The 22233-nt window shown below is 39.5% G+C and carries 23 protein-coding genes; 7 read left to right on the forward strand and 16 right to left on the reverse strand.

What is annotated here, in order from left to right; all coding sequences use genetic code 11:
- The 10 genes from V7124_RS23935 to V7124_RS23980 form a co-directional block, all read right to left on the reverse strand.
- Positions 1-2963 (reverse strand): OmpL47-type beta-barrel domain-containing protein (locus V7124_RS23935; protein WP_420490587.1); only part of this gene is annotated, 2963 nt, incomplete at its 3' end.
- Positions 2964-3036: 73 nt separating this feature from the next.
- Entirely contained in the window at positions 3037-4305 is a 1269-nt protein-coding gene (locus V7124_RS23940; RefSeq protein ID WP_335412229.1) for a flagellin, read from the reverse strand.
- 97 nt (positions 4306-4402) lie between these two features.
- Entirely contained in the window at positions 4403-4894 is a 492-nt protein-coding gene (locus V7124_RS23945; RefSeq protein WP_335412232.1) for a PilZ domain-containing protein, read from the reverse strand.
- 76 nt (positions 4895-4970) lie between these two features.
- Positions 4971-5849 (reverse strand): flagellar hook-associated protein FlgL, encoded by an 879-nt coding sequence (gene flgL, locus V7124_RS23950; RefSeq protein ID WP_335494091.1) that lies wholly within the window; start codon positions 5847-5849, stop codon positions 4971-4973.
- A 34-nt stretch (positions 5850-5883) separates the two neighbouring features.
- On the reverse strand, positions 5884-7350 hold the full coding sequence (gene flgK, locus V7124_RS23955; RefSeq protein ID WP_335412238.1) for a flagellar hook-associated protein FlgK: 1467 nt from the start codon (positions 7348-7350) through the stop codon (positions 5884-5886).
- Positions 7351-7362: 12 nt separating this feature from the next.
- Positions 7363-7833 (reverse strand): flagellar protein FlgN, encoded by a 471-nt coding sequence (locus V7124_RS23960; protein WP_335494093.1) that lies wholly within the window; start codon positions 7831-7833, stop codon positions 7363-7365.
- On the reverse strand, positions 7826-8092 hold the full coding sequence (gene flgM, locus V7124_RS23965; RefSeq protein WP_335494095.1) for a flagellar biosynthesis anti-sigma factor FlgM: 267 nt from the start codon (positions 8090-8092) through the stop codon (positions 7826-7828). The genes V7124_RS23960 and flgM overlap by 8 nt, the downstream gene beginning before the upstream one ends.
- A gap of 135 nt (positions 8093-8227) precedes the next feature.
- Positions 8228-9004, reverse strand: a complete 777-nt coding sequence (locus V7124_RS23970) for a flagellar hook-basal body protein (RefSeq protein ID WP_335494097.1) — start codon at positions 9002-9004, stop codon at positions 8228-8230.
- A 5-nt stretch (positions 9005-9009) separates the two neighbouring features.
- Positions 9010-9852, reverse strand: coding sequence for a flagellar hook-basal body protein (locus V7124_RS23975; RefSeq protein WP_335494099.1), 843 nt, complete (start codon positions 9850-9852; stop codon positions 9010-9012).
- A gap of 14 nt (positions 9853-9866) precedes the next feature.
- Positions 9867-10304 carry a YaaR family protein gene (locus tag V7124_RS23980; protein WP_335494101.1) on the reverse strand — a complete coding sequence of 146 codons (438 nt, stop codon included), beginning with the start codon at positions 10302-10304 and terminating at the stop codon, positions 9867-9869.
- Between the two features lie 89 nt (positions 10305-10393).
- Here V7124_RS23980 and motA point away from each other — a divergent pair, with 89 nt between their 5' ends.
- The 4 genes from motA to V7124_RS24000 all read left to right on the forward strand — a co-directional run bounded on the left by motA (position 10394) and on the right by V7124_RS24000 (position 12899).
- The gene (gene motA / locus V7124_RS23985; RefSeq protein ID WP_335412256.1) at positions 10394-11197 is read left to right on the forward strand and encodes a flagellar motor stator protein MotA; all 804 of its coding nucleotides are present in this window, start codon (positions 10394-10396) and stop codon (positions 11195-11197) included.
- Positions 11194-11928 carry a flagellar motor protein MotB gene (locus V7124_RS23990; RefSeq protein ID WP_335494104.1) on the forward strand — a complete coding sequence of 245 codons (735 nt, stop codon included), beginning with the start codon at positions 11194-11196 and terminating at the stop codon, positions 11926-11928. Before motA ends, V7124_RS23990 begins: the two co-directional genes overlap by 4 nt.
- A 31-nt stretch (positions 11929-11959) precedes the next feature.
- Entirely contained in the window at positions 11960-12676 is a 717-nt protein-coding gene (locus tag V7124_RS23995) for a C39 family peptidase (RefSeq protein ID WP_335494106.1), read from the forward strand.
- Between the two features lie 97 nt (positions 12677-12773).
- Entirely contained in the window at positions 12774-12899 is a 126-nt protein-coding gene (locus V7124_RS24000) for a hypothetical protein (RefSeq protein ID WP_335494108.1), read from the forward strand.
- Between the two features lie 257 nt (positions 12900-13156).
- On the opposite strand, the gene V7124_RS24005 is transcribed toward V7124_RS24000, so the two are convergent.
- Both V7124_RS24005 and V7124_RS24010 read right to left on the reverse strand, forming a co-directional pair.
- Complete coding sequence (locus V7124_RS24005) at positions 13157-13912, reverse strand: hypothetical protein (RefSeq protein ID WP_335494110.1); 756 nt, start codon at positions 13910-13912, stop codon at positions 13157-13159.
- A 200-nt stretch (positions 13913-14112) separates the two neighbouring features.
- Positions 14113-14301, reverse strand: coding sequence for a hypothetical protein (locus tag V7124_RS24010; protein ID WP_335494112.1), 189 nt, complete (start codon positions 14299-14301; stop codon positions 14113-14115).
- A gap of 92 nt (positions 14302-14393) precedes the next feature.
- On the opposite strand from V7124_RS24010, the gene V7124_RS24015 reads away from it, so the two are divergent.
- Positions 14394-15323, forward strand: coding sequence for an ABC transporter ATP-binding protein (locus tag V7124_RS24015; RefSeq protein WP_335416745.1), 930 nt, complete (start codon positions 14394-14396; stop codon positions 15321-15323).
- A 1-nt stretch (position 15324) separates the two neighbouring features.
- On the forward strand, positions 15325-16449 hold the full coding sequence (locus V7124_RS24020) for an ABC transporter permease (RefSeq protein WP_335494114.1): 1125 nt from the start codon (positions 15325-15327) through the stop codon (positions 16447-16449).
- Positions 16450-16658: 209 nt separating this feature from the next.
- Here the strand turns inward: V7124_RS24020 and V7124_RS24025 are convergent, their stop codons facing one another.
- On the reverse strand, positions 16659-17960 hold the full coding sequence (locus tag V7124_RS24025) for an alpha-glucosidase/alpha-galactosidase (protein ID WP_335494116.1): 1302 nt from the start codon (positions 17958-17960) through the stop codon (positions 16659-16661).
- A 142-nt stretch (positions 17961-18102) separates the two neighbouring features.
- On the opposite strand from V7124_RS24025, the gene V7124_RS24030 reads away from it, so the two are divergent.
- Positions 18103-18987, forward strand: coding sequence for an AraC family transcriptional regulator (locus V7124_RS24030; protein WP_335494118.1), 885 nt, complete (start codon positions 18103-18105; stop codon positions 18985-18987).
- A gap of 107 nt (positions 18988-19094) precedes the next feature.
- Here V7124_RS24030 and V7124_RS24035 read toward each other — a convergent pair whose 3' ends face one another.
- The 3 genes from V7124_RS24035 to V7124_RS24045 form a co-directional block, all read right to left on the reverse strand.
- Entirely contained in the window at positions 19095-19355 is a 261-nt protein-coding gene (locus V7124_RS24035) for a hypothetical protein (RefSeq protein ID WP_335494120.1), read from the reverse strand.
- A 126-nt stretch (positions 19356-19481) separates the two neighbouring features.
- Positions 19482-20108 (reverse strand): metal-dependent hydrolase, encoded by a 627-nt coding sequence (locus tag V7124_RS24040; protein WP_335416740.1) that lies wholly within the window; start codon positions 20106-20108, stop codon positions 19482-19484.
- 146 nt (positions 20109-20254) lie between these two features.
- A complete protein-coding gene (locus tag V7124_RS24045; protein ID WP_335494122.1) occupies positions 20255-22042 on the reverse strand; it encodes a S9 family peptidase in 1788 nt (595 codons plus the stop codon).
- Positions 22043-22233: the final 191 nt, after the last annotated feature.

Genomic DNA, 22233 nt, shown 5'->3' on the forward strand with positions numbered 1-22233 from the left:
CCTTCCACTACATTTGAAGTAGTTTCCGGTGCCTCAGTATCAATTTTCACTTCTACTGTTTTCACTTCTTCTACATTACCTGCGTTATCCACGCTTAAGAAGGAAACTGTATTCACTCCTGGATTACTTACAAAAACGGTTGCACCTTTAACATATTCAGCACCATTTAGTGAGTAATAGGTGGCTTTAACTCCGCTAAAATCATCGGTTGCTGTTAGTTTTAATAGGTATGACTCGTTTAACCACTGATCGGTTGCGTTCGAAGCAGTTACCGGAGGAGCTTCATCGATTTTCACTTCTACTGTTTTCACTTCTTCTACATTACCTGCGTTATCCTCGCTATAGAATGAAACCGTAGTAACTCCAGCTTCACTAACTACTAAGCTAGTACCTTCAACAAAATCAGTACCATTTAAAGAATAATACGTATTTGCTACTCCACTTAAATCATCTGTTGCTGTTAATTCAACTGCTACTTCCCCTTGATTCCACTTGTCATCAATATTCGTTGTCGTTACAGGAGCAGTTGCATCAACTTTCACTGAAACTGTTTTTACTTCCTCTATATTCCCTGCGTTGTCCACGCTGAAGAAGGAAACTGTATTCAGTCCTTGATCACTTACAAATACTGTCGCACCTTTAACATATTCAGCACCATTTAAGGAGTAATAAGTTGTTTTAACTTCGCTAAGATCATCTGTTGCCGTTAGTTTTACTAAGAAAGAATCCTTTTGCCACTCATCAGTCACGTTCGAAGTTGTAACCGGTGGATTCTCATCAATTTTTACTTCGACTGTTTTCACTTCTTCTACATTACCTGCGTTATCTACACTGTAGAATGAAACCGTAGTAACTCCAGCTTCACTTACTACTAAGCTAGTACCTTCAACAAAATCGGTACCATTTAAAGAATAATACGTATTTGATACTCCACTTAAATCATCTGTTGCCGTTAATTCTACAGACACAGCCTCGCGTTTCCACGTATCAACTACATTGGATTCCGTTACTGGGGCAGTCGTATCATTTTCTCCAACTTCGACAACAACTGTGCTTGACGAGCTGGATTCTGTGCCAGTTGGAGAAACCGGAACGATAATAAACGTATGTTCACCTGATTCCAAACCTACTAGAGTTAACGTCTCATCACTCGTATTTCCTACAAGAACCCGTTCTCCATTTTTTTCTTCATAGACATTATAGGAATCCGCATCCTTCACAGGATCCCAGCTAAGAATTACATCATCACCATTTGCCGTTCCTTTTGGAGCCTCCGGTGCCTCTAAAATTGGTTCAACATTGGCAGTAACCTGGTTTGAAAAAGGTGAATCTCCATACTTACTATGTGCGATTACCTCATAGGTGTAAGTACCATATGGCATATTGTTAAACACAATACGGGTATTCGGTGTGTTTTGAACAAAAACTCGTTCTCCATCTATTACTTGATAAATATCGTAAGTAGTTGCATAGTCGACTACATCCCACCAAAGAGCAATAGACTTGGCTTCCTGATTCACGTATGCTTTCACATTAGGTGCCAATATTTCTGGATAAACAATAGTAGCTTCTACTTTAGATGCCTCGGCTGATTCACCAAAGCGATCACTATAAGAGGTGATTTCATACACATAGTCACCTTCTGGTAAATTATTAATCGCTGTATACGTATTGTTAATGTCTGAAACAAATTTTCGCTCGCCATTTATTATCTGGTAGAGCTTATAGCTTGTTGCATATTCTGCTTTGGTCCATTTTAAATAAAGAGTATCTACATTTAAAACTGAGCCTGTAAAACCTTCAGGCTTTTGCATATCTGGATGAATCACTTGTTGCACCAGCCTAGCTCCCAATGATTCGCCAAAACGGTCACTATATGCCGTTACTTCGAAAATATAGTTTCCTTCTTCCATATTGGGTAAACTCAGCTGCTGATACGTTGTTTGTTTAAGTAATACCCTTGATTCATCGATGATCTGATAAATCTTGTAATTTGTCGCATATTCTACTTTACTCCAGCTTAGGGCTCCATCATTTCCATTTGTAATCGACAAATTTAAATTCCCAGGAGCGTTTACATCTGGATGGACGAGACTAACCTCAATGCTGGCAGCCTTTTCTGATTCCTTAAATGTATAGCTGTAAGATGTCACTTCATAAAAATGTTTCCCTTCTGGAACATTCGTAAGTGTCACATTTAAATTCGTAGAAGAAGTAACAAGGGTTCTCTTGTTATCTTCAACCTTATAAATATTATATTTATTTGCGTGATTAGAACGCGCCCAGCTTAAGGTCACGTCATTACCGTTTGCTATCGTATATGTTAGATTAGCAGGTGCTTCCATATCTGGATAGACGACATCCACTTCAACACGGGAGGCTTGTTTTGATTCTCCAAAAATACTATTATACGCAGTTACCTCATATGTATAATGTCCTTCGGGTAAGGTAGTAAACGCATGAGTGGTCTTCTCAGTAGTAGTGACTAAACTCCTAACTCCATCCACCACCCGATAGATTTTATAATAATGAACATAGCTTGCAATGTCCCAGCTCAATGTAACATCATAAAATCTTTCTACCTTTGATTGAATATTACCTGGTGCTTGCATCTCTGGATAAATGATTTCAATAGAAACTGGTTGTGAGAGGGGTGATTCCGATCCATTTACAATGGAAGATACAGCAAATGAGTAGGTTCCCTCTTTTAAGGTGATAAACGCTTTATTAGTAGTTGGTTGTGCCGTTAGCGTTTTCGTCACACCGTCCATTCTATAGACTTTATATCCGGAGCTGTAAGGCACAGCATCCCATTCGATCACAGCACTGCCAGGATAACGTTCATAGATTTTTAGATTAGCAGGTGCCTGGACCTCTGCAGCCAACACACCGATAATAGGAAAGAATAGTTGAACTATTAGTATGAAACTAACAATGATTGGGAGTGATTTAATTTTCTTCAAAAAAACTCCCTCCTTTTTTATAAAATAGTTTTAAAAAAGAGATTTAAGTTCCCTTAAATCTCTTTTTTAGATATTAACGAAGTAATTGAAGTACTGCTTGTGGCTGTTGATTTGCTTGAGCAAGCATTGCTTGAGCTGCTTGAGAAAGAATATTATTCTTTGTGAATGTCATCATTTCTTTCGCCATATCAACATCACGAATACGAGATTCTGCAGATGTTAAGTTTTCAGCCGTTGTACTTAAGCTGTTGTTTGTAAATTCAAGTCGGTTTTGCACCGCACCCATTTTAGAACGCTCAGCAGCAACCGTTTCAATCGCTGTGTTAATTGCTGTAATGGAGGTATTAGCTGTAGCTTGTGTTGAAACATCTACACCACCAACTTTAAGTTCATCTCCACCAGTTAATGCTATAGTTGCTGAAAACACTGTCGTACCGTCTGCTCCCTTAAATTGAATACCATCAGTTGTACGCGCTACTACTTCACCGTGTGTATCTAAAAGAACATTATCATTTGCATCAAATTTATAAGATCCAGCTTCAAGACCAGTATTAGTGAACTGGGCAGTTGCTTTCACATTTGTTCCATCGTAGCTTAACGTACCAGATTTAACCGCTTGGCTGAATGTAAATGTATCATCACCAGCTGTGGTATCAAACGCTTTAGTAGTGAAAGTTAAACCATCAGTACTTGCTGCTACCACTTTTCCATTCTCGTCTTTCACTTCAAAATTTGCACCATTTTGAGAAACACTGTAAGTTCCAGCCTTTAATGTATCTCCAGTTGTTGTAGCCCCGACAGTAACGGTACTAGATTGCTCGATTCCAACTTTACCAGTAACTCCTAAGCTAAATGATTGTGCATCACCGATTTTCAGACTCATGTTTTGGTCCTGGTTGGCACCAATTTGGAATGTACCGTCAAATGAACCGTTTAATAGTTTCTTACCATTAAATTCTGCAGATGAACCGATACGGCTTACTTCTTCAGCTAATGTGTCAATCTCAGATTGAAGTTTTACACGGTCAGAAGATGTGTTTGTATCGTTGGCAGATTGAACCGATAGTTCACGCATACGTTGTAAAATTGAATGTGTTTCATTTAAAGCACCTTCAGCAGTTTGAAGTAAAGAAACACCGTTTTGTGCGTTCTTTTGTGCTGCTTCTAATCCGCGAATTTGTCCACGCATTTTTTCAGAGATTGCTAGACCTGCTGCATCATCACTTGCACGGTTAATACGAAGACCTGAAGACAATCTTTCCATGTTTTTTGCTGCTGCATTTGATCCAGCTGTTAACTGACGATGTGTGTTAAGCGCTGCTACGTTTGTATTAATTCTCATTTTATGTACCCTCCTATAGTTGAGGAATATTTTCCCTCTCTATTTTTATATATCGACATGAATTTAGAGGGTGTAGAGGGGATAATAAAAAAACTTTTTATTTTATCGCAATTTTTCTTCGCTGGTTTTCCATTGCAAAGATTTCTTTCACCAATCGCTTTTCATCAATACTAGATAGATTTAAAAATTGAATGCCATAAAAAAAACTGCTTCTATTGATTCTCTCGATTTTTCGAACGATTCTCCCGTCTAATGAAAATTCCTCATCATTTAGGTAAAAATGAATCCTAACATATACCTTTTGCTTTAAAGGAAAGTCATAATAGGAGATGATTCCTGCTCCACCTGCACTTATATCCTCGATCTCACAATTATCATTTTGATTCACATCGGTACTTCCAACCTTGAGAACTTCCATAATTGAATTTTTGATCATAACCCGTAGTCTGAAATTGTCTCTTTGATTGGTCTGTTTCTCCACTTTTTTGAGCATCTTTTGTTTCTTCAATTCTTTTAGTCTAGCTAAATATAGAATAGAAGAAACGATGATCCCTGCTGCTACTATTAGTAAAATCAAATACGCTTCCATACTTCCCCCTCATTTTATGATGAAATAAGACATCCCCATCTTAAAAGGGAAGATGGGGAAATCCGAAAACTATTTTTTATCGTAAAAAGTCAGCTAAACTTAACTGCATGATTTTACCACCAGCGGTTAGCGCAGCTTTTAAAGCTGTTTCTTGCAAGGTCAAATCAGTAAAGGCTTTAGTAATATCCGTATCCTCAGTATTTGACAGCATCTTTTTATTTAAAAATTGGGCTTGATCCAATTTGTTGGCCGCCAGTTCAAGTAAATTTTGATTGGTGCCGACCATGGTCCGTTGCGTAATCAGGTTATCCATTTGTTTGTCTACCGAATTCAGTAATGAACCTGGATTTTCCCCATTTTCTAAGGTCTGTGCAAGGTTCTCCATTGTTTTAAACAAATTATTCCCGTCAACTTCAAAACCAAATACCGAAGAAGCATGAACCTTTCCATTTACACTGATTCCTTGGCCGATCGTCCATTCTTTTCCGTTGTCACTCGTCTGCTGTAATGTATCATTTTGATACGGCTGAGTATTCAGATCTGTTCCTGAAAATAGGTAACCACTGCCATACTCTGTATTCGCAATATTCCCCACCTGCTGAATCAGGGAGCGAATTTCAACTGCGATATTTTTCCGGTCAGTGCTATTTACAGTATCATTACTGGCCTCTACCGTTAGCTCGCGAACGCGATGAAGAACATCGGTGACATTCCCAAGTGCACCGTCCACCGCTGTGCTCCAATCGATTCCATCTTGTGCATTTTTTTGAAATTGCTCAACATGACTAAGGGAGGAACGATAGGTTAATCCTTTTAGTGCGTCACCAGGTTGATCCGATATCTTTTCGAACTTTTTCCCAGAGGATATTTGTCCCTGAAGTTTCTCCATAGAGATATTATTACGATTTAAATTTTTAATAAATTGCTGGCTCAGCATTTGATGTGTAACGCGCATTCTTCTCCTCCTCCCTTGTCATAATCTATGTCCTTTACTTCATTCCGTTAATCAATGTATTTAATAGATCGTTTACCGCAGACACATAACGTGCAGCAGCATTATAGGCTTGCTGGTATCGAATCATATTTGTCATTTCTTCGTCAATCGAAACTCCAGAAACAGACTGTCTACGGTTGTCTATCATTTGAACCATCGCTGTGGCATTTTCACCTGATAACTGTGCTCCTTGAACGTCAGTTCCTAATTGGCCAATGACCTTTTTATAAAAATCACCAATAGTCGTGTTCGTTCCACCAATATCCATTTTTTGAAAAAACACATCACTCATCAGAGTTGCATTAGAACCATCCCCAATATTATCGGAGGCGGCAGCTGCCACTTTAGCAGGGTAGTCAACCAACGCTGGGTTGATGATGATATTTCCAGCATGCTTCGGGGGCTGTGTCGGATCATCTTTATCGACAAAAAACAGCAGTTTTTCTAATGGCGCAGTTGGATTCTCACTTCTCGCTTGAACATCATCCAAATTCCTTGCCTGATCACCTGCATGAATCGCATTCATGCTTTCTGCGATCGTCGTTGCTAAAAGATTAATACTCGCTCTTAACTCTGGAATCTGCCCCACTGTTGTGCCAGATGGATCCATATAACCAATTGTTTCAAGTAAACCCTTGATTTCTCCGCCTTTTAATCCAACCGGATTACCAGCAATTTTAGCCCCGCCATCTTGAGGATTCACGGTAAATGAGTTGGCGGAATTCCCTTCAACCAGTTTAACGCCACTAATCGACACATCGACCTTTCCATTTACGGATGGGGTAACTTCGATGTTAGCGATTTTAGAAAGGTTATCAAGCAGTAAACCGCGGCGATCAAGCAAATCATTGGGTTGTTTCCCAGCACCAATATTTTGAGCAATTTGTAGATTTAAAGTAGCAATTTCATTTGCCGCTGCATTCACTTCATTCGCTTTTACTTGCAGCTGATCCGCTAGATTTTTTTCGTAATCTGCTATTCCTGAAAAGATTTGATTTAAGTTACCCGCTACCTCTTTTCCGTTCGCTACGACAACTACTCTTGCAGATATGCTTTCCGGTTGTTTTGAAAGTTCCTGCAGACCTTGCCAAAAACGATTGAGGGAGCTGCTTAAGCCCGAATCTGAAAGTTCGTTAAAAACATCTTCAAGCTGAGAGAGCGAATTTGCTTTTGCTTCCCAATACCCAGCTTTTTGCTGTTCGTTCTGAAATTGATTATCTAAATAACTTTCTCGAATCCGCCGAAACTCCGAAACCTCCACACCTGTTCCCAATTGCATTGGCAGCGTTCCGTTATTGGGATTTGGTGAGGCCAGTGGTCGGGTAGCCTGCAGTACAGCTTCTTGCCGTGTGTATCCCTTTGTGTTTGCATTGGCGATATTATGTCCCGTCGTACTTAGTGCAGTTTGTTGGGATAAAATCGCTCTTTTTCCGATTTCTAATCCATGAAAGGTTGAGTACATCTTTTTTCTCCCCTATGCTTTTAAATCAAACAAACGAGCATATTCTCTTGAATCTTGGGCTTCCGCTTCTGAACTATAAAGACCCGAATCCTTTGATTGTGGTATCATTTGCTCGATCATAAACTGTGTATAGGTTAACGACTGCTGAATCAATTGCTGATTATGTTTGTTTACATTATCAATTTCTTCAAATAAACGCTGAAGTAAATTCATTTTTGACTCCCAGTCCGCTTTTGTCACTCCGTCAGGCTGTTGTTCAATTAACTTCGAAAGGGGAAGATAGGGTTTGTCGTGTTCTAAAACTTCCAAACGCATCTCATCTGCTTCTTTGATTTTTTTGATGAGCTTGGATTCATCCGCCATGACAGCTAACAGCGGATTGATTTCTGCAGAAATTAAGATGTCCTGCTTTTTCTTTGCGGTTTCTAATAATGTGAGATGCAGGTCGGTTAACATCTGCAAAACTTCTGTGAGGCTATTCATCGATTTTCGCACCTGACTTCCAAGCTGACAGTAATTTTTCCGCTAACTTTTCACTGTCTACTTTGTAAGTGCCATTGGCAATTTGACTTTTCAACTGCTCTATTTTTGCATCTTTTTCTTTTTGAATCTGCAGTTGAGCTTCGCTTGATAGCTCTACCTTATCCGTTTGAGGCTGTTTCGTTGCGTCAGAACGGTTCGGTTGTTGTTTTTGATAGGCTTGATAAACAGTATCGATTCGATTTATCGGATTAATTTTCATAACGTCCGCTCCTTTTAACTCTATCCATACTTTTTGTATCGGCAGTTTATTGCTGAAGGTTTAGAGTAATTCTCATTTTTTCAAAAAAAAGAAACGGCCGCCTGAACAGCCGCCGCTAAATTGATATACATCCCACTATGTCCTCATGATTCCATTCGCGATTCCCATCATTTGATCTGCATAGCTGAGCGCCCGAGCATTCGCTTGATAGCCTCTTTGTGCTTTGATCATATCGGTCATTTCCTGATTTAAATCCACATTCGAAGATTCTAAAAAGCCTTGTTTGATTTGATAATTAGCATTCACAGCGGTAACGGCTCCACCTGTTAATCGGTAAACCCCGCCATCATCCTTTAACAACTGTGGATTACTGAAGTCGACCAATCCGATTTGCTGGTTTGTCCCGGTAATGGTCCCATCGGTTGCAACCACAAATTCATTGTCCGTACTCCATTCAATGGGATTTTGATTTTGGTCAAGCAGCACATCACCATGGGCGTTTACCAGCTGAAATCTTCCCCCTCCAACAGGAGTTTGCTGAAAGGATCCACCTCTCGTATACAAAATTTCCGTTGTTGTTCCTGTTGTTCGTTGTACTTGGAAAAAGCCGTTTCCTTCGACCATGAAATCAAAGGGTTGGTCCGTTTGCTTTGGCGCACCTTGGGTTTCATCCAATGGTGCTGCCGCTATACGCGATCCAAAAGTAGTCCGAATGCCGAGAGGAGACAGACGTCCCACCTCCTTTTGCGGCTCTGCTTGGTTTTGAATCGAAACGGTTAAATTTTCACTAAAAACGGCTTCTCTGCGTTTAAAGCCTGTCGATTCCACATTTGAAATATTATTGGCGATGGTATCTAACTTCCCTTGGTAGGCGCGAACACCCGACGAAGCAATAAATATAGATGTATTCATAGCTTTTATACCCTTCCAATCGTATTTAATTGTTCTAGTGTTTTATCGTACGCTTGAAGTACCTTTTGATTCGCCTCATACAACCGAATATTTGTCATCATTTCGGTAATCGTTTGAGATGTATCAACGTTTGATTGCTCGATCATTTTATGGTGCAGCTGTAAACCTGCAGGGAGAGTCTGTGCCAGCATAGCGGGTGCTGCCCCCTCTAGCTCATAAAGACCATTATCTTTTTTTACTAATTGATTCGGGTTATTGACCACCATGATTCCAAGTGAGGCAACCGTTCGGGCACGTGCTAGGTCATCCGGGTTAACGATGATATCCCCATTATTTCGGATCGCTACATTTCCAATAGTCAATTCTTGATCCGAAATCGGACTGCCATTTTTTCCTAAAACCAAATCTCCTGACGAAGTTGTCAGCTGCCCATTTTGATTTACCGAGAACCTTCCGTTTCGCGTGAATTGGAAACGGCCATCAGCCGTTTGAACGGCAAAAAAAGCAGCTGGTTTGATGTAATCTCCGTTTTCTAACACGGGAGGCAGTCCTTGGTCGTTAATGGCGACATCAAAAGGCATGTTGCTAGTCACAAGGCTCCCCTGTGAAAAAAGTGGTAAGGTTTCTTGATTATACACCCCCATGGACAGTGTACCAATCTTTGGCGTTTTTCCTGAAGGTTCTGTTTGTCGAATACGTTCTAGTAACATTTCCGGAAAAGAACGCAGCGGACTGGAATCCTGTTTAAAACCTGGGGTTTCGACATTCGCCAAATTATTCGTTAGTGCATTTTGTCTTCTCTGCAACGCAATCATCCCGGATGCAGCGGTATCCATTCCTCGTAGCATAGTCGTGCTCCTCTCTACATGTATAAGTTTACTAACAGTCCTTTAATTTCACCGATCGTTTTCAAAAGGTCAACAGAGCCAGCTTGTTTTTCCATCACCTGCTCGGAAAGTTTGATCAACTGCTGATCAATTTGTTTAATTAATTTTAGCTTTTTATCTCTACCATTGGAATGAAATGACCGATACTCTTCAATAGAGTATCCATTTTGAACGACTTCTTTTAAAAAATCTTGGATGCTTTGTTTATACGCCAGTAAATCTTTTACAGATTGAGAAGTGCTTAAACGAATACCGTTTTGATCCAGACCTTTGAGGAGAGTTTGCAAACGATCCTGCGTTAAATCAAATTGTGTTTCTTGATAAATTTGTTGAAAAGAAGGGGATTCTTTCCCTTTCTCCCGCACAGGAATAAAGCGATCCTGACTGATAGATTGGCTTTGTTGGATCTTCAAGCGGATACCCCTTTCGGTCGAATTTTTCCGTTTTCATGGAGAATGAAATATTTTAAAACTAAATTAAAGATAAACCAAAGGAGAAATTTATGTCTAGTATTTTTGGAATTTTGTTGGCACTCCTCGCAGTTGGAATTGGGATGATTTTAAAAGGAGCACCACTTGCATCCTTGAACAATCCAGCGGCATACCTGATTATTTTTGGCGGAACAGCAGCTGCTGTGCTGATTGCATTTCCGTTTCGAGAAATTAAAAAATTTCCGAAATTGTTAAAAATTGCTCTGTTCGAACCGAAACTTCCCTCGAAAGCAGAACAGGTTGCTAGATTAATAGAATGTGCCGAAATGGCCAAAAAAGAAGGTTTTTTAGCTTTAGAGGAAATTGCTGAAACAACTGACGATCCTTTTTTTAAAAAAGGGCTCGAAATGATCATCGATGGCTATGATGTTGAATTTATTGAGGAAGTGTTATTTGATGAAGTCGAGGCAATCGAGCAGCGTCATAAGACAGGCGCGCTTATTTTTACTCAAGCAGGCACGTATGCTCCGACTCTTGGTGTACTAGGGGCTGTAGTTGGTCTAATTGCTGCTCTCGGCTCATTATCCGAAATAGAAAAAATCGGTCATTCGATTTCAGCTGCGTTCATTGCTACCTTACTTGGGATTTTTTCTGGTTATGTACTATGGCATCCATTAGCGAACAAATTAAAGCGGCTTTCCAAACAAGAGCAAGAATTAAAGCTGATTATCATTGAAGGGCTGCTCTCTATTTATCAGGGAGTTTTACCGAGTGCCTTGGAGAAAAAACTGACGGTCCATATCCCTCCGTCCGAACGCAAAAAGGTAGAAAAAGAAATGGAACAGGATTTTCATTTTGAGGAGAAATCGGCATGAGAAAACGGAAAAGAGCCTTTACCTCTGACCATGAAGACCATGTAGATGAATCTTGGCTGATTCCATATGCCGACCTTTTAACGTTGTTACTAGCTTTATTTATCGTCTTATATGCATCAAGTACCGTTGACAAGGAAAAGTATCAATCCATCATGGAGTCCTTTCAGTCTGAATTAACAGGGACAAAGATTGACAATCAACAAGCGGGATTGTCTCCGAATCCCTCTTCTCCACAACCGGAGGTGGGTTTGCCGGAAGAAGAAGTAAAAGGCGAAACAAATGACGAAGAACTCGATGTATTGAAGAAACAACTTGAAAGCTACATCCAAAACAATCGTCTGGAGGATATGGTCACTCTCTTAGAAACAGAAAAGGGAATTGAAGTGTCCTTAAAAGATGTGGTGTTATTTGATTCTGGAAGAGCGGATTTAAAAGAGCGCTCCTATCAAACGTTAAACGGGCTCATCGGCTTGATTAATACCGTTCCCAATCCGATTAGCATTGAAGGTCATACGGACAATGTTCCGGCACACAATACCATCTATACTTCCAATTGGGAATTGTCTGCCGCTCGAGCAGCAAGCGTTCTCCACTATTTTGAGTCACAAGGGGTTCAAGCCAATCGGTTGCAATTTTCAGGATTTGGAGAATATCAGCCACTTTATCCAAATGATTCGGATGAAAACCGGCAGTCAAATCGTCGGGTAACCGTGGTGATTTTACGAGGTTGATGAAAATTTCTAGGGAGTGGAGGACGCAACTGTGAAAAAGGTTGTTTTATATGGTTTTAGTGTACTAGTTTTGTGTTTTTCTATATTAGCAGACGTGGGGACAGGACGTAACGAAGAAGAAGCAGTTGCTACTCCCTTCACAAAAGTGGTGTTAGCCGAAGAAATCCAATTGGATGTACCTTTACTTAATCAAATGGATGAACCCCGATTATTTAACGGCTGCGAAGTAACCAGTTTGGCAATGTTACTTCACTATTGGGGAATCGATGTGACAAAAAACGAACTCGCCGCACAAATCCCAAAGGTTCCCCTTCTCTACGATGATGGGAAAAGCGGAAATCCCAATATGGGATTTGTCGGCAATATGGAAGATGGTCCTGGGTTAGGTGTCTACCATGGACCTATTTTTTATTTGGCGAATACCAATGTCAATAATCAGTTGAAGGTTCAAAATCTATCAAACTATCCTTTTTCTGTCGTTTTGGAAAAAGTCAGCCAAGGTCTGCCTGTTTGGGTAATTACGACAACGAGCTTTTCACCAATACCAGCTGTCAATACATGGTCTACCCCACAAGGGTCGGTAGAGATTTCGTTTAAAATGCACAGTGCGGTTATTACAGGCTACGATCAGGAATACATCTATCTAAATGATCCCTATGGAACGAAGAACAAAAAGGTTAACAAAGAAAAATTCATCGCATCTTGGGAGCAAATGGGTTCACAAGCAATCGTCATTGAACCTAAATGAGAATTTTTGGTTAAAGATTAAACTTTTAAAAAAAGTTGCCGATACATTATTACAATCGAATAAAAAACATAATCGTACGAATCAAATGGGGGATAATATGTTAATGTTCATAGCAGGTGTAGTTATAGGATCCTTTTCCATGCTATTCATCATGAGCCTAATGGCAATCGGCAAAAACGCAGATCACCATATGGAAATGCCACTTCAAAAAGAACATCAATAGAGTTTATCAGCACTCTTGTTATGTTAAGCAATTCAATGGCGCTACCAAGCAAACAAAAGAGTCCCAAAAGTTAGCCTGAACTATGACCCATAATATGGACAGTTTAATAAAAGAGCCTATGATGCTAACAGATGACCTCGGTATTGTACCGGGGTCATTTCTTCTATAATTTCTTAGAACTCTCTGTTACTTTTCCTGCTCCAGGAATGGCCAGTATAAGTTAATCGCTGTATTTTAATCCATAAATTACCTCCTAGTCAATTTTTATTATATATACTGGTAATTTCCTCTATAGATTGAATAGATGCAGTATCTGTATCCTGTAATAATAAATTAAAAATGATCTTCTTATCCTGGATATAGCGTATCCTTTCGGTGTCACCTAACTCTAAAAACTTCTTCGGATTCTCTTCAATCTCCTTTTTGAAGTCAGATGAGTATATTTCTAAAGATAATCTTGTATTTTGAAGATAGTTAGACCTTAGAAACTGTATAAAATTTAATAATTTTGATAATTCAAGACCCTCATCTACACTTTTTTGATTATCTATAATTTGAATAAATGGAACTAATTGATCATTTTTTTCAGATAAAGCGTAAGTTAAATTTTGTTTTTCCTCATCAATGATTTCCTGCCTTAAATACTCTTCTTTTACTGAGAAGGAGTATTGATATTTTACATCTGAGCTAAATATAGTAGTAATCTTGTCTTCCACTAATGCATTTGCTTCGCTACTCCATTTAACCGCTAAATAATTTTCCGAATATTCAGTACCCAGTTGATCAGTGCTCATAGTAAAAACGAGACTTTTCTGGTCTGTAGGAAAAGCTTTTGCACTAACTATAGTCGGTCCGCCTAAGTAATTTGACCCTTTTCTGATTTCTTGTATCTCAAAAGATCTTTCATATTTTTTTTGCAGATAGGTTTTAAACTCATTTTCAAATCGTGCGAGCACTTCTTTTTCCTCTTTATTTCCTGTGCAGCCACTTAAGATGAAAACGACTAAAAGCACTATAAGTATTTTTATCTTCCGAATAACGGCCTCACCTCCTTTCCAGCAAGGGTAATCACCTTACATCTAAACTTTCAACCAAGTGTTTTTTTATAGTAAAATCCTAGTAGAATATTAGTTGTATATACTAGTATAAACGTAATACATTTATTTCCATCAATCAATATTTTTTACAATATTAACAATATTTTTTTACGATATCAGTAAATTAACTGATTTTCAGTCAGGACTACCCCCGAAATATCTTGTAGTACTCCAATAACATGAACCACTTTATCATTATGATCTTCTTTAACTACGGCTTCCGTGTGCACGGCAGCGCTTCCTTGATGTTCACAGGATGTTAAAAATGATTTGACGAAGTTTGAACACTCTAGACTTACACGCAATAAGCACAAAGTCCGAATGATTTCTTCCTATCGAACATATACAGGAAAGGGAGCCTGTGTAACACTCATGGTAAATGTAAGGAGGAAAATAAATGAACGTTTTAGAAGTGACGAATTTACAAAAATCATTCGGTGCGATTCGTGCGGTTCAGGACATTAGTTTTTCAGTAGCGGCCGGTGAAGTCTTCACCATCATTGGACCAAATGGAGCGGGAAAAACGACCACATTGGAAATGATCGAAGGCTTGGTTACACCTGACCATGGCGAAATCCATTTTGGGGACATGAACTGGGGTCATCATGCGATAGCGATTAAGATGAAGATAGGTGTACAGCCGCAATCGAGCGCCATGTTCGACTTATTAACCCCTGAAGAAAATTTAGATCTTTTTGCTACTTTTTATGAAAAAGCCCGACCTACAGAAGAAATTCTTGAACTTATCAATCTTACCGAGCATCGCAAAAACCAAGTAAAAAAACTATCCGGCGGTCAGCGTCAGCGCCTTGCCATTGGACTTGCGATGATCAGCGACCCCGATATTATTTTTCTCGATGAGCCTACCACTGGCCTTGACCCCCAAGCACGCCGAAATATATGGGATATTATCCTTACACTAAAGAAGTTAGGGAAAACCACGATTCTCACGACACATTATATGGAAGAAGCAGAAAAACTAAGTGACCGTGTTTGTATTGTTGACCAAGGCAGCATCGTAACCATTGATACACCTTCAGCCCTCATAGAAAAATTGACAAAGGAACGGGAAGTACGCTTATCGTTTCTCGATGGAGAAAATGCGGCTGCCGCAGCAGATGATTTTGCAAGTAATCTCAATTCTGTTTCCCGTACCGAGCGGGATGGTACAACATTAAAGCTGTGGACCATTAAGCCGGAGGATACACTCTTGGATTTATTTAAATTTACAAAGGAACAGGAATATCAAGTTGAGCAGGTCTCCATCCGTGAAATGAGTCTAGAGGATGTCTTTATTGCTTTTACAGGTAAGGAATGGAGGGATTAACTTGAATCATGCAAAACAGTTCAAAAAAATGTTTATGGCGCAATTAAAACTGACCCTTCGCGAAAAACAAGCATGGTTTTGGGGGATATTTTTCCCCGTCATTTTAATGGTCATTTTCATGGTGATTTTTAGCGGCAGTTCAGATGATGAATTCCAATCAGAAATTGCCATTGTCGCTGCGGATAATCCAAATCCCATCTCTGAAATGCTGTTAACACAAATCACTCAACTCTCTATCCTTGAAGTAAAATCAGGTGAACCTGTTAGCCGAGAAACGGCCGATCAATGGGTGAAGGACAAAGAAGTGGACGCAGCGATTATCTTACCTGAATCCGCTGAAGACACCTCATTCGGATTAGTCATAAACAAAGAAGACGAACAGGGAGTGACCACGCAAGCACTATCAGCCATTCTCGATAGGATTGCTCAACAGGCAAACTTGGCTGCTGTAGGTGCAGCACCTACCTTTGATATTGAACTTGAATCCATTACAAGTGGTAGTAACGAATTAAATTATACGGATTTTCTGTTAACCGGAATGATTGCCTTATCTATTGCTCAAGGTGGATTGTTCGGAATGGTTGACTTAGTGGAAATGCGGCGCAAAGGATTGCTCAAAAGGCTGCGAATGACTCCAGCCAATATGGGCATCTTTGGTCTAAGTGATATGGTCATGCGGTTGTTGTTCAGCATCATTCAGATTTTACTATTATCACTCATTGGGGTTTTTATCTTTGGTGCCAATCTCTACATCAATATTTTCAGCCTGCTGATTGTCTTTTTAATTGGCGCTTTATCCTTTAATGCCATTGGATACTTCATTTCTTCCTTTAGTTATACGCAAAATGCATATATGGGAGTTGCAAATATTGTTAGTTTCCTAATGATGTTTTTAAGCGGAGTATTCTTTCCGATTGAAACGATGCCGGATTGGCTCCAGCCAGTGTCCAATCTATTGCCGCTCACGTATTTTGCTGAAGGCTTGAGGGATAGTATGGTTTACGAAACAGGTGTGTTTTCAAGCAGCCTTTGGTTTGGGATTGGGATTATGGTCTTATGGGGTATGGTTGCCTTTTTAATTGGTTCTTGGTTGTATAAAAGAAAATCGATTGTTGCTACTAGATAATCGATTGATAAGAAAAGCGAAAGATCACTGATCAGTAATCTAAGATCAAAAACTTATACTTTCTTTTTTTCAAAAAAGGAAGGGGAATCCCCTTCCTTTTTGAAAAAACTATAAATAAAACAGTCAAAGCTACTAATTATTAATATCTCCGAAAAAATGACACGTTTTTCCTTTATTCCAACTTTTCAATTTGGTTGAATTATTTTCTATTAACTAAATACTGGCAGCCATTCTCCATGTGCTTCTATTAAGTCATTACACAATGAAACAATATCATCTAATGATAATTCCGCTGCTGTATGTGGATCCAACATGGCTGCCTGGTAAATATGCTCTTTTTTCCTCGTAACCGCAGCTTCAATGGTCAATAGCTGGGTATTGATATTGGTTCGGTTTAATGCAGCAAGCTGTTCAGGAAGCTCACCCATATAGCATGGTGTTATTCCGCTGCGGTCTGAAACACAAGGGACTTCTACCACTGCCTTCCGAGGAAGATTACTAATTAAGCCGCCCGTATTTAAGACATTGCCGCCGAACTTAAATGGAATATTGCTTTCCATGGATTCAATGATTCTTGAACCATATTCACTTGAACGGTCATGAGAAAGATTTGAATTCCTTGTTAGTTCTTCACGCATTCCATCCCAGCCGCGAATTTGATTTTCACAGCGTCTCGGATATTCATCAAGCGGAATATTGAACTTTTCAATTAAATCCGGATATTGACGTTTAATGAAATAAGGATGATATTCCGCATTGTGTTCTGAAGATTCAGTCACGTAAAACCCGAATTTGTCCATTAACTCAAACCGCACCTTGTCATGATGCTTAGACACCTGCTTCTGCTTAGCCCGTAGTTTAATTTCAGGATACAAATCTTTTCCATCCTTTTTTACTTCAAGTAGCCAGGCCATATGGTTAATACCAGCTATTTTCTCAGAAATGCCCTCATGCTCCATTCCCAATGATTCGAATAGTACCTTTGTACAGACTTGGACACTATGGCATAATCCAACTGTTTTCACGTTTGTATAGCGAAGCATCGCACCAGTTAAGGAAGCCATCGGATTCGTATAATTTATGAACAAAGCATCCGGGCAAACTTCCTCGATATCCTTTGCAAAGTCAAACAAAACAGGTATGGTGCGTAATGCTCGAAAAATCCCTCCGACTCCAATCGTATCCGCAATCGTCTGTCGGAGTCCATATTTTTTCGGTATTTCAAAATCAATGACAGTACTTGGTCTATAGCCGCCAACTTGAATGGCATTTATCACATATTTAGCTCCTCGTAATGCTTCCTTTCTGTCCGAATAGGCTTTAATATGAATACTTTTGTTATAACGATTTCTTAAATTTGCAAGCATGGCCTCCGATTCTTTTAAGCGTTTCTCGTCAATATCAAATAAAGCGAACTCAAACCCCTCAAGGGCTGGTACCATCAGGCAGTCCCCAAGGACATTTTTTGCAAAAACCGTACTTCCTGCGCCTATAAACGTGATTTTTGACATGATTATTACCCTCCTGAAAAAAATTGTCATAAATCATTTTGACTATTCGACCATTTAAAATAAAGAAAAACCTGCTATACTCATATTATAACGCTTACATTTTTCGTACAATGGTAATAACTTGCGAATGGAGGGTAAAATATTGTCTAGTGAAAAATATGGTAATTATGGGTTCTGTTTTCAGGATATGCCCCAGAATAATGTAGCTAATATTTTTTCGATGGGATGGGAGCTTCAAACTTCTAATGATTATTATTGGGATGGGATGATAAGAAAGGATATTCAAGGGGTAGAAAAATATGTTTTTCAATATACTCTCTCCGGTCAAGGTGCAATTACCTTCGGGGATAAGCTGTATTCATTACATAACGGTGATGCATTTTTTGTCCAGCTGCCTAGTCAGCATTGTTACTTTCTTCCCGAAAGCAGTGAGAGCTGGGAATTTATTTATATTACATTAACAGGAAGTGCCGCCACTTCCTGCTGGAACTATATTCACGATCATGCCGGCGGGACTGTAAATATTCCTCCCGAAGCAAATCTCATTCAACTATTGCACAGCCTCCTCCAAGAAACAAAAGAACAAAAAATAATCGATGCTTATCTTTCATCGGCTAGAGCCTACGAATTTATCATGGAATGCTATCGTTTCACAAAAAACCTAGATACTACCAATCAAGAATTGCCTGAACCCATTTCGCGGGTAGTTACTTTTATTCAACAACAATACGGGGAATACATTTCCGTGGAAAAAATGGCGGACATTGCTGGGCTATCAAGTTATTACTTCATTAAACGATTTCGGAAGTACACAAATACGACACCGTCAAAATACCTAACGAAAGTCCGAATAAAGAAAGCTTCGGAAATGCTTCGTCATTCCGATTTATCGATAAAAGACATCGCCGCTAAAACAGGATATGAAAATGCAAACTATTTCAATAAAGTCTTCAGAAAAATAACCGGTTTTTCTCCAGGAGAATTTAGAGAAAGCCGAATAAGCAATCTGGATTATTTAATCATCTAGTGTGCTGTAACCGAGCATTAAATATAAAAAATAGGGAATGAGGAAATTCAGTGTTGCTGCTAGGTCATGAACGTAAAAAGGAAGGGGATTTCCCTTCCTTTTTACGTTCATGCAAATCCTGCGATGGCTAGTAAAATCGCTAAGCCTACTAGGATCATGAAAATGATGTAACCTATAATACTTAAAATAGTAACAATCCAACCAATCACCTTGCGATCAGTCTTGATTAAATAAATTCCTAAAGCAATCGCACCAAAAACAAAGCCTAAAATCCCCCAAAGAACCGGACTTTTACCATACTTTTTCGAATCAACAACCAGATAAATCGTGATAATAATATTTAAAACGAGTCCAAAAGTACCTTCCAACCTTCTTCTCCCCAATCTATGTATTCAGTATTTTCATTAAGATTATACCAGAAAATTCTATCTTATCTTACAAATTCTCCAAAATAAAAACGCTTAGATGACTAATCTCCAAGCGTCTTTGTAAAACTATAATTCTATTGATGAAATAGGTAAAAACAGCTTTATTCCACGTTTATTAAATGGTAGTATTTTTAAATCTGCTACTAAATGACTGATGTAGCCACTCACGCTGGCATAGAAGACGCCATCCATTCCCAGTGATCCCTCTAACTTCCAAGCAATTACCCCAAAGAAAATGACACCCAATATCGAATGGGTATAGCTACGGTGGGGGGCGAATGAGGCAGCTACAATATAGACCCCCAGCAGGATTAGCCACATCTCCGATAGAGAGAACCCTCCCATCACTACGCCAATTCCAGTGATGGTTAACATATGCTTTTGTTTGATGAACCCTGAAATCACCATAATTCCCAGTCCAATCCCGAGACCAAGCCATTTCTCTGTCGCACTGCCTTCATAAAAACTATAAAAAATCATCAATATCCCAATCAACTGAGCTGCCATTCGAATCAGCTTATGAGACAAGGTAATTTTTCCGCGCAGCTTCCCATCAATGTCAAGATCAGGCATTAATCCCGAAACCGCTCCTAATCCGACAAACAAAGCGGTCTCAGATGGAGAGCCTTGAAATGTGTTGGCCACGATGAATCCTGTTGCAGCGCCAATTGCTGCATGTGCTGTTCCATTCAATGTTGATTACACCCCTATTTCGATAGTTACTCTTCTTATCTTACACCAAAACATTTGTTCTGTTTTAAAAATACAAAAAATCCTACTATTATCCTATTCTATAAGTCAAACAAAAAAAGCCAAGCAGCACGCCAGGCTTTCGGTTACTAGTTGGACCCTAAGTGTTTTTCTAGAAATTCAGCCATCAACGAATACGAATTGACTTTATTCTTTAATTTTACCATCGTATGCCCTTCCTCTTCGACCCGAATAAACGTAACAGGATGATTTCGTTTTTTTAGTTTCTCGACAATCTGCTCCGATTCTTGGATGGGAACACGCGGGTCATTTACTCCATGAATAACCAATAGTGGGGCGTTAATTTTATCAGCATGATTTAGTGGGTCGATTTGATCAAAATAATCACCATCATTCTCAACCGTTCCATATTCTGCTTCTCGCAGCTTTTTCCGCCATGGGCTTGTCGTTTGTAAAAATGTCCGGAGGCTGGACATTCCCACAATATCGATAGCAGCCGCCCACAATTTCGGATAGTGGCTGATGGCTGCTAAGACCACAAATCCCCCATAGCTCCCACCGACAATTGCTACCTTCCCAGCATCAATCTCTCCTGTTTTCTTTAGCCATTCTACTAAAAAAACAACATCCTTCACAGCGTCCATTCGTTTACGACCATCATCCAGATGGGTAAACGTTTTTCCATAACCCGTACTGCCCCGGATATTCGGAGCGGCAACAGCAAAACCTTGGGTTAAAAAATATTGTAAAAAAGGGCTGTAGACTGCACGGGTTTGACTTTCAGGTCCCCCATGTATATAGACGACAACCGGTGACTTCCCACTCGTTTGAGTGGGCTTATAGTAAAACACAGGTATTACTTGGTGATCAAACGATGGAAATGATATGATTTCTGGCTCAATTAGCCTTTCCTCCACGATTGGAGCACGAGAAATGTAGGTAATGCGCTTGGCTTGGAGGGTGTTAAGTTCAAGCTCCCAGATATCAGAAGGATGTGCAGGTCCATTTAACACAAATCCAACCTTTTGCTGATCAGGTGAAAATCTAAGATTGCTGATTACACCCATTGGCGTATCCCACGTATACAGCTTCGTTTGTTTTAAATCAACTAGATACCCTTTGGAGATTCCCCCTTCGTTCATGGAGAAAGCTAATTTATTTTTATCCTTATTCATCACCAAGTCTTCAATATCCCACTCTCCCACTTCCAGCCAAGTTATTTGTTTACTGGCTAAGTGTATGACGGCGAGTCCAAAGAATTCTCTGTCTTGATTTGTTAATAGGTAAAGATGATCTCCATCCTTATTAAAGTGAAAGTCCCTATAGCTCGCTTCGCCCTTATGGTGTGTAAGCCAATCCATTTTTCCCGTTAAAAGCGATAATATCCCTAAATCATGATCAAGGGGCGCATTGGCCTTTCTAACCAATAATGACTTTCCATCCGGAAACCATTTTTCAACTAAGATCGTTCCTTCTTGGGCGAAAACAAGTTTGATCTCAAATGTCTCCAGATTTTGAATATATAGATCTAACGAGTTTTGTTTTCGTCGATTACTCGACCAAGCGATCCACTTTCCATCAGGAGAGCTGTCACCGAACAAATGAATATGTTCAGGGGAGTCTGTCAGAGCGATCTTCTCGCCACTCTCCTTTAATAAGTACAATTGCTCCTTTTCATCGCCATCCACATCCATCCCAATAATGAGGTCAGATGAATGAGGAATATATTTAATAAAGGTAATTCCTTTCATGGTAAAAGAAGTTTGAGCTGGCCATCGATCACCCCGGTCAAGCTCCCAGACCTGTGGGACCCCTGTAAAATCAGAAATAAAGCTGATTTTCTTACCTCTTGGGTCATATTCAAAACTTTTCACCATACGCACATGGATAAAAGGGTCAATCGTGATTTCATCCATTCCATTACCACCATTCTTTTAAAACTTTTGGGATTTCTAACCTCTACCATTCTATTTCAATCTTTTTTGTATCATTCTTTATTTATTTATCAAAAGGCTGTGTTAATGGATACTGTTGATTTTAGAACCTGTTGGTTGGAGCGAAAGGGGCTCGACTCCTGCGGGATGCACGAGCTGAGTGAGACCCCGCA

The sequence above is a fragment of the Neobacillus niacini genome (assembly GCF_036961885.1).
GTDB lineage: Bacteria > Bacillota > Bacilli > Bacillales > Cytobacillaceae > Neobacillus > Neobacillus niacini_H.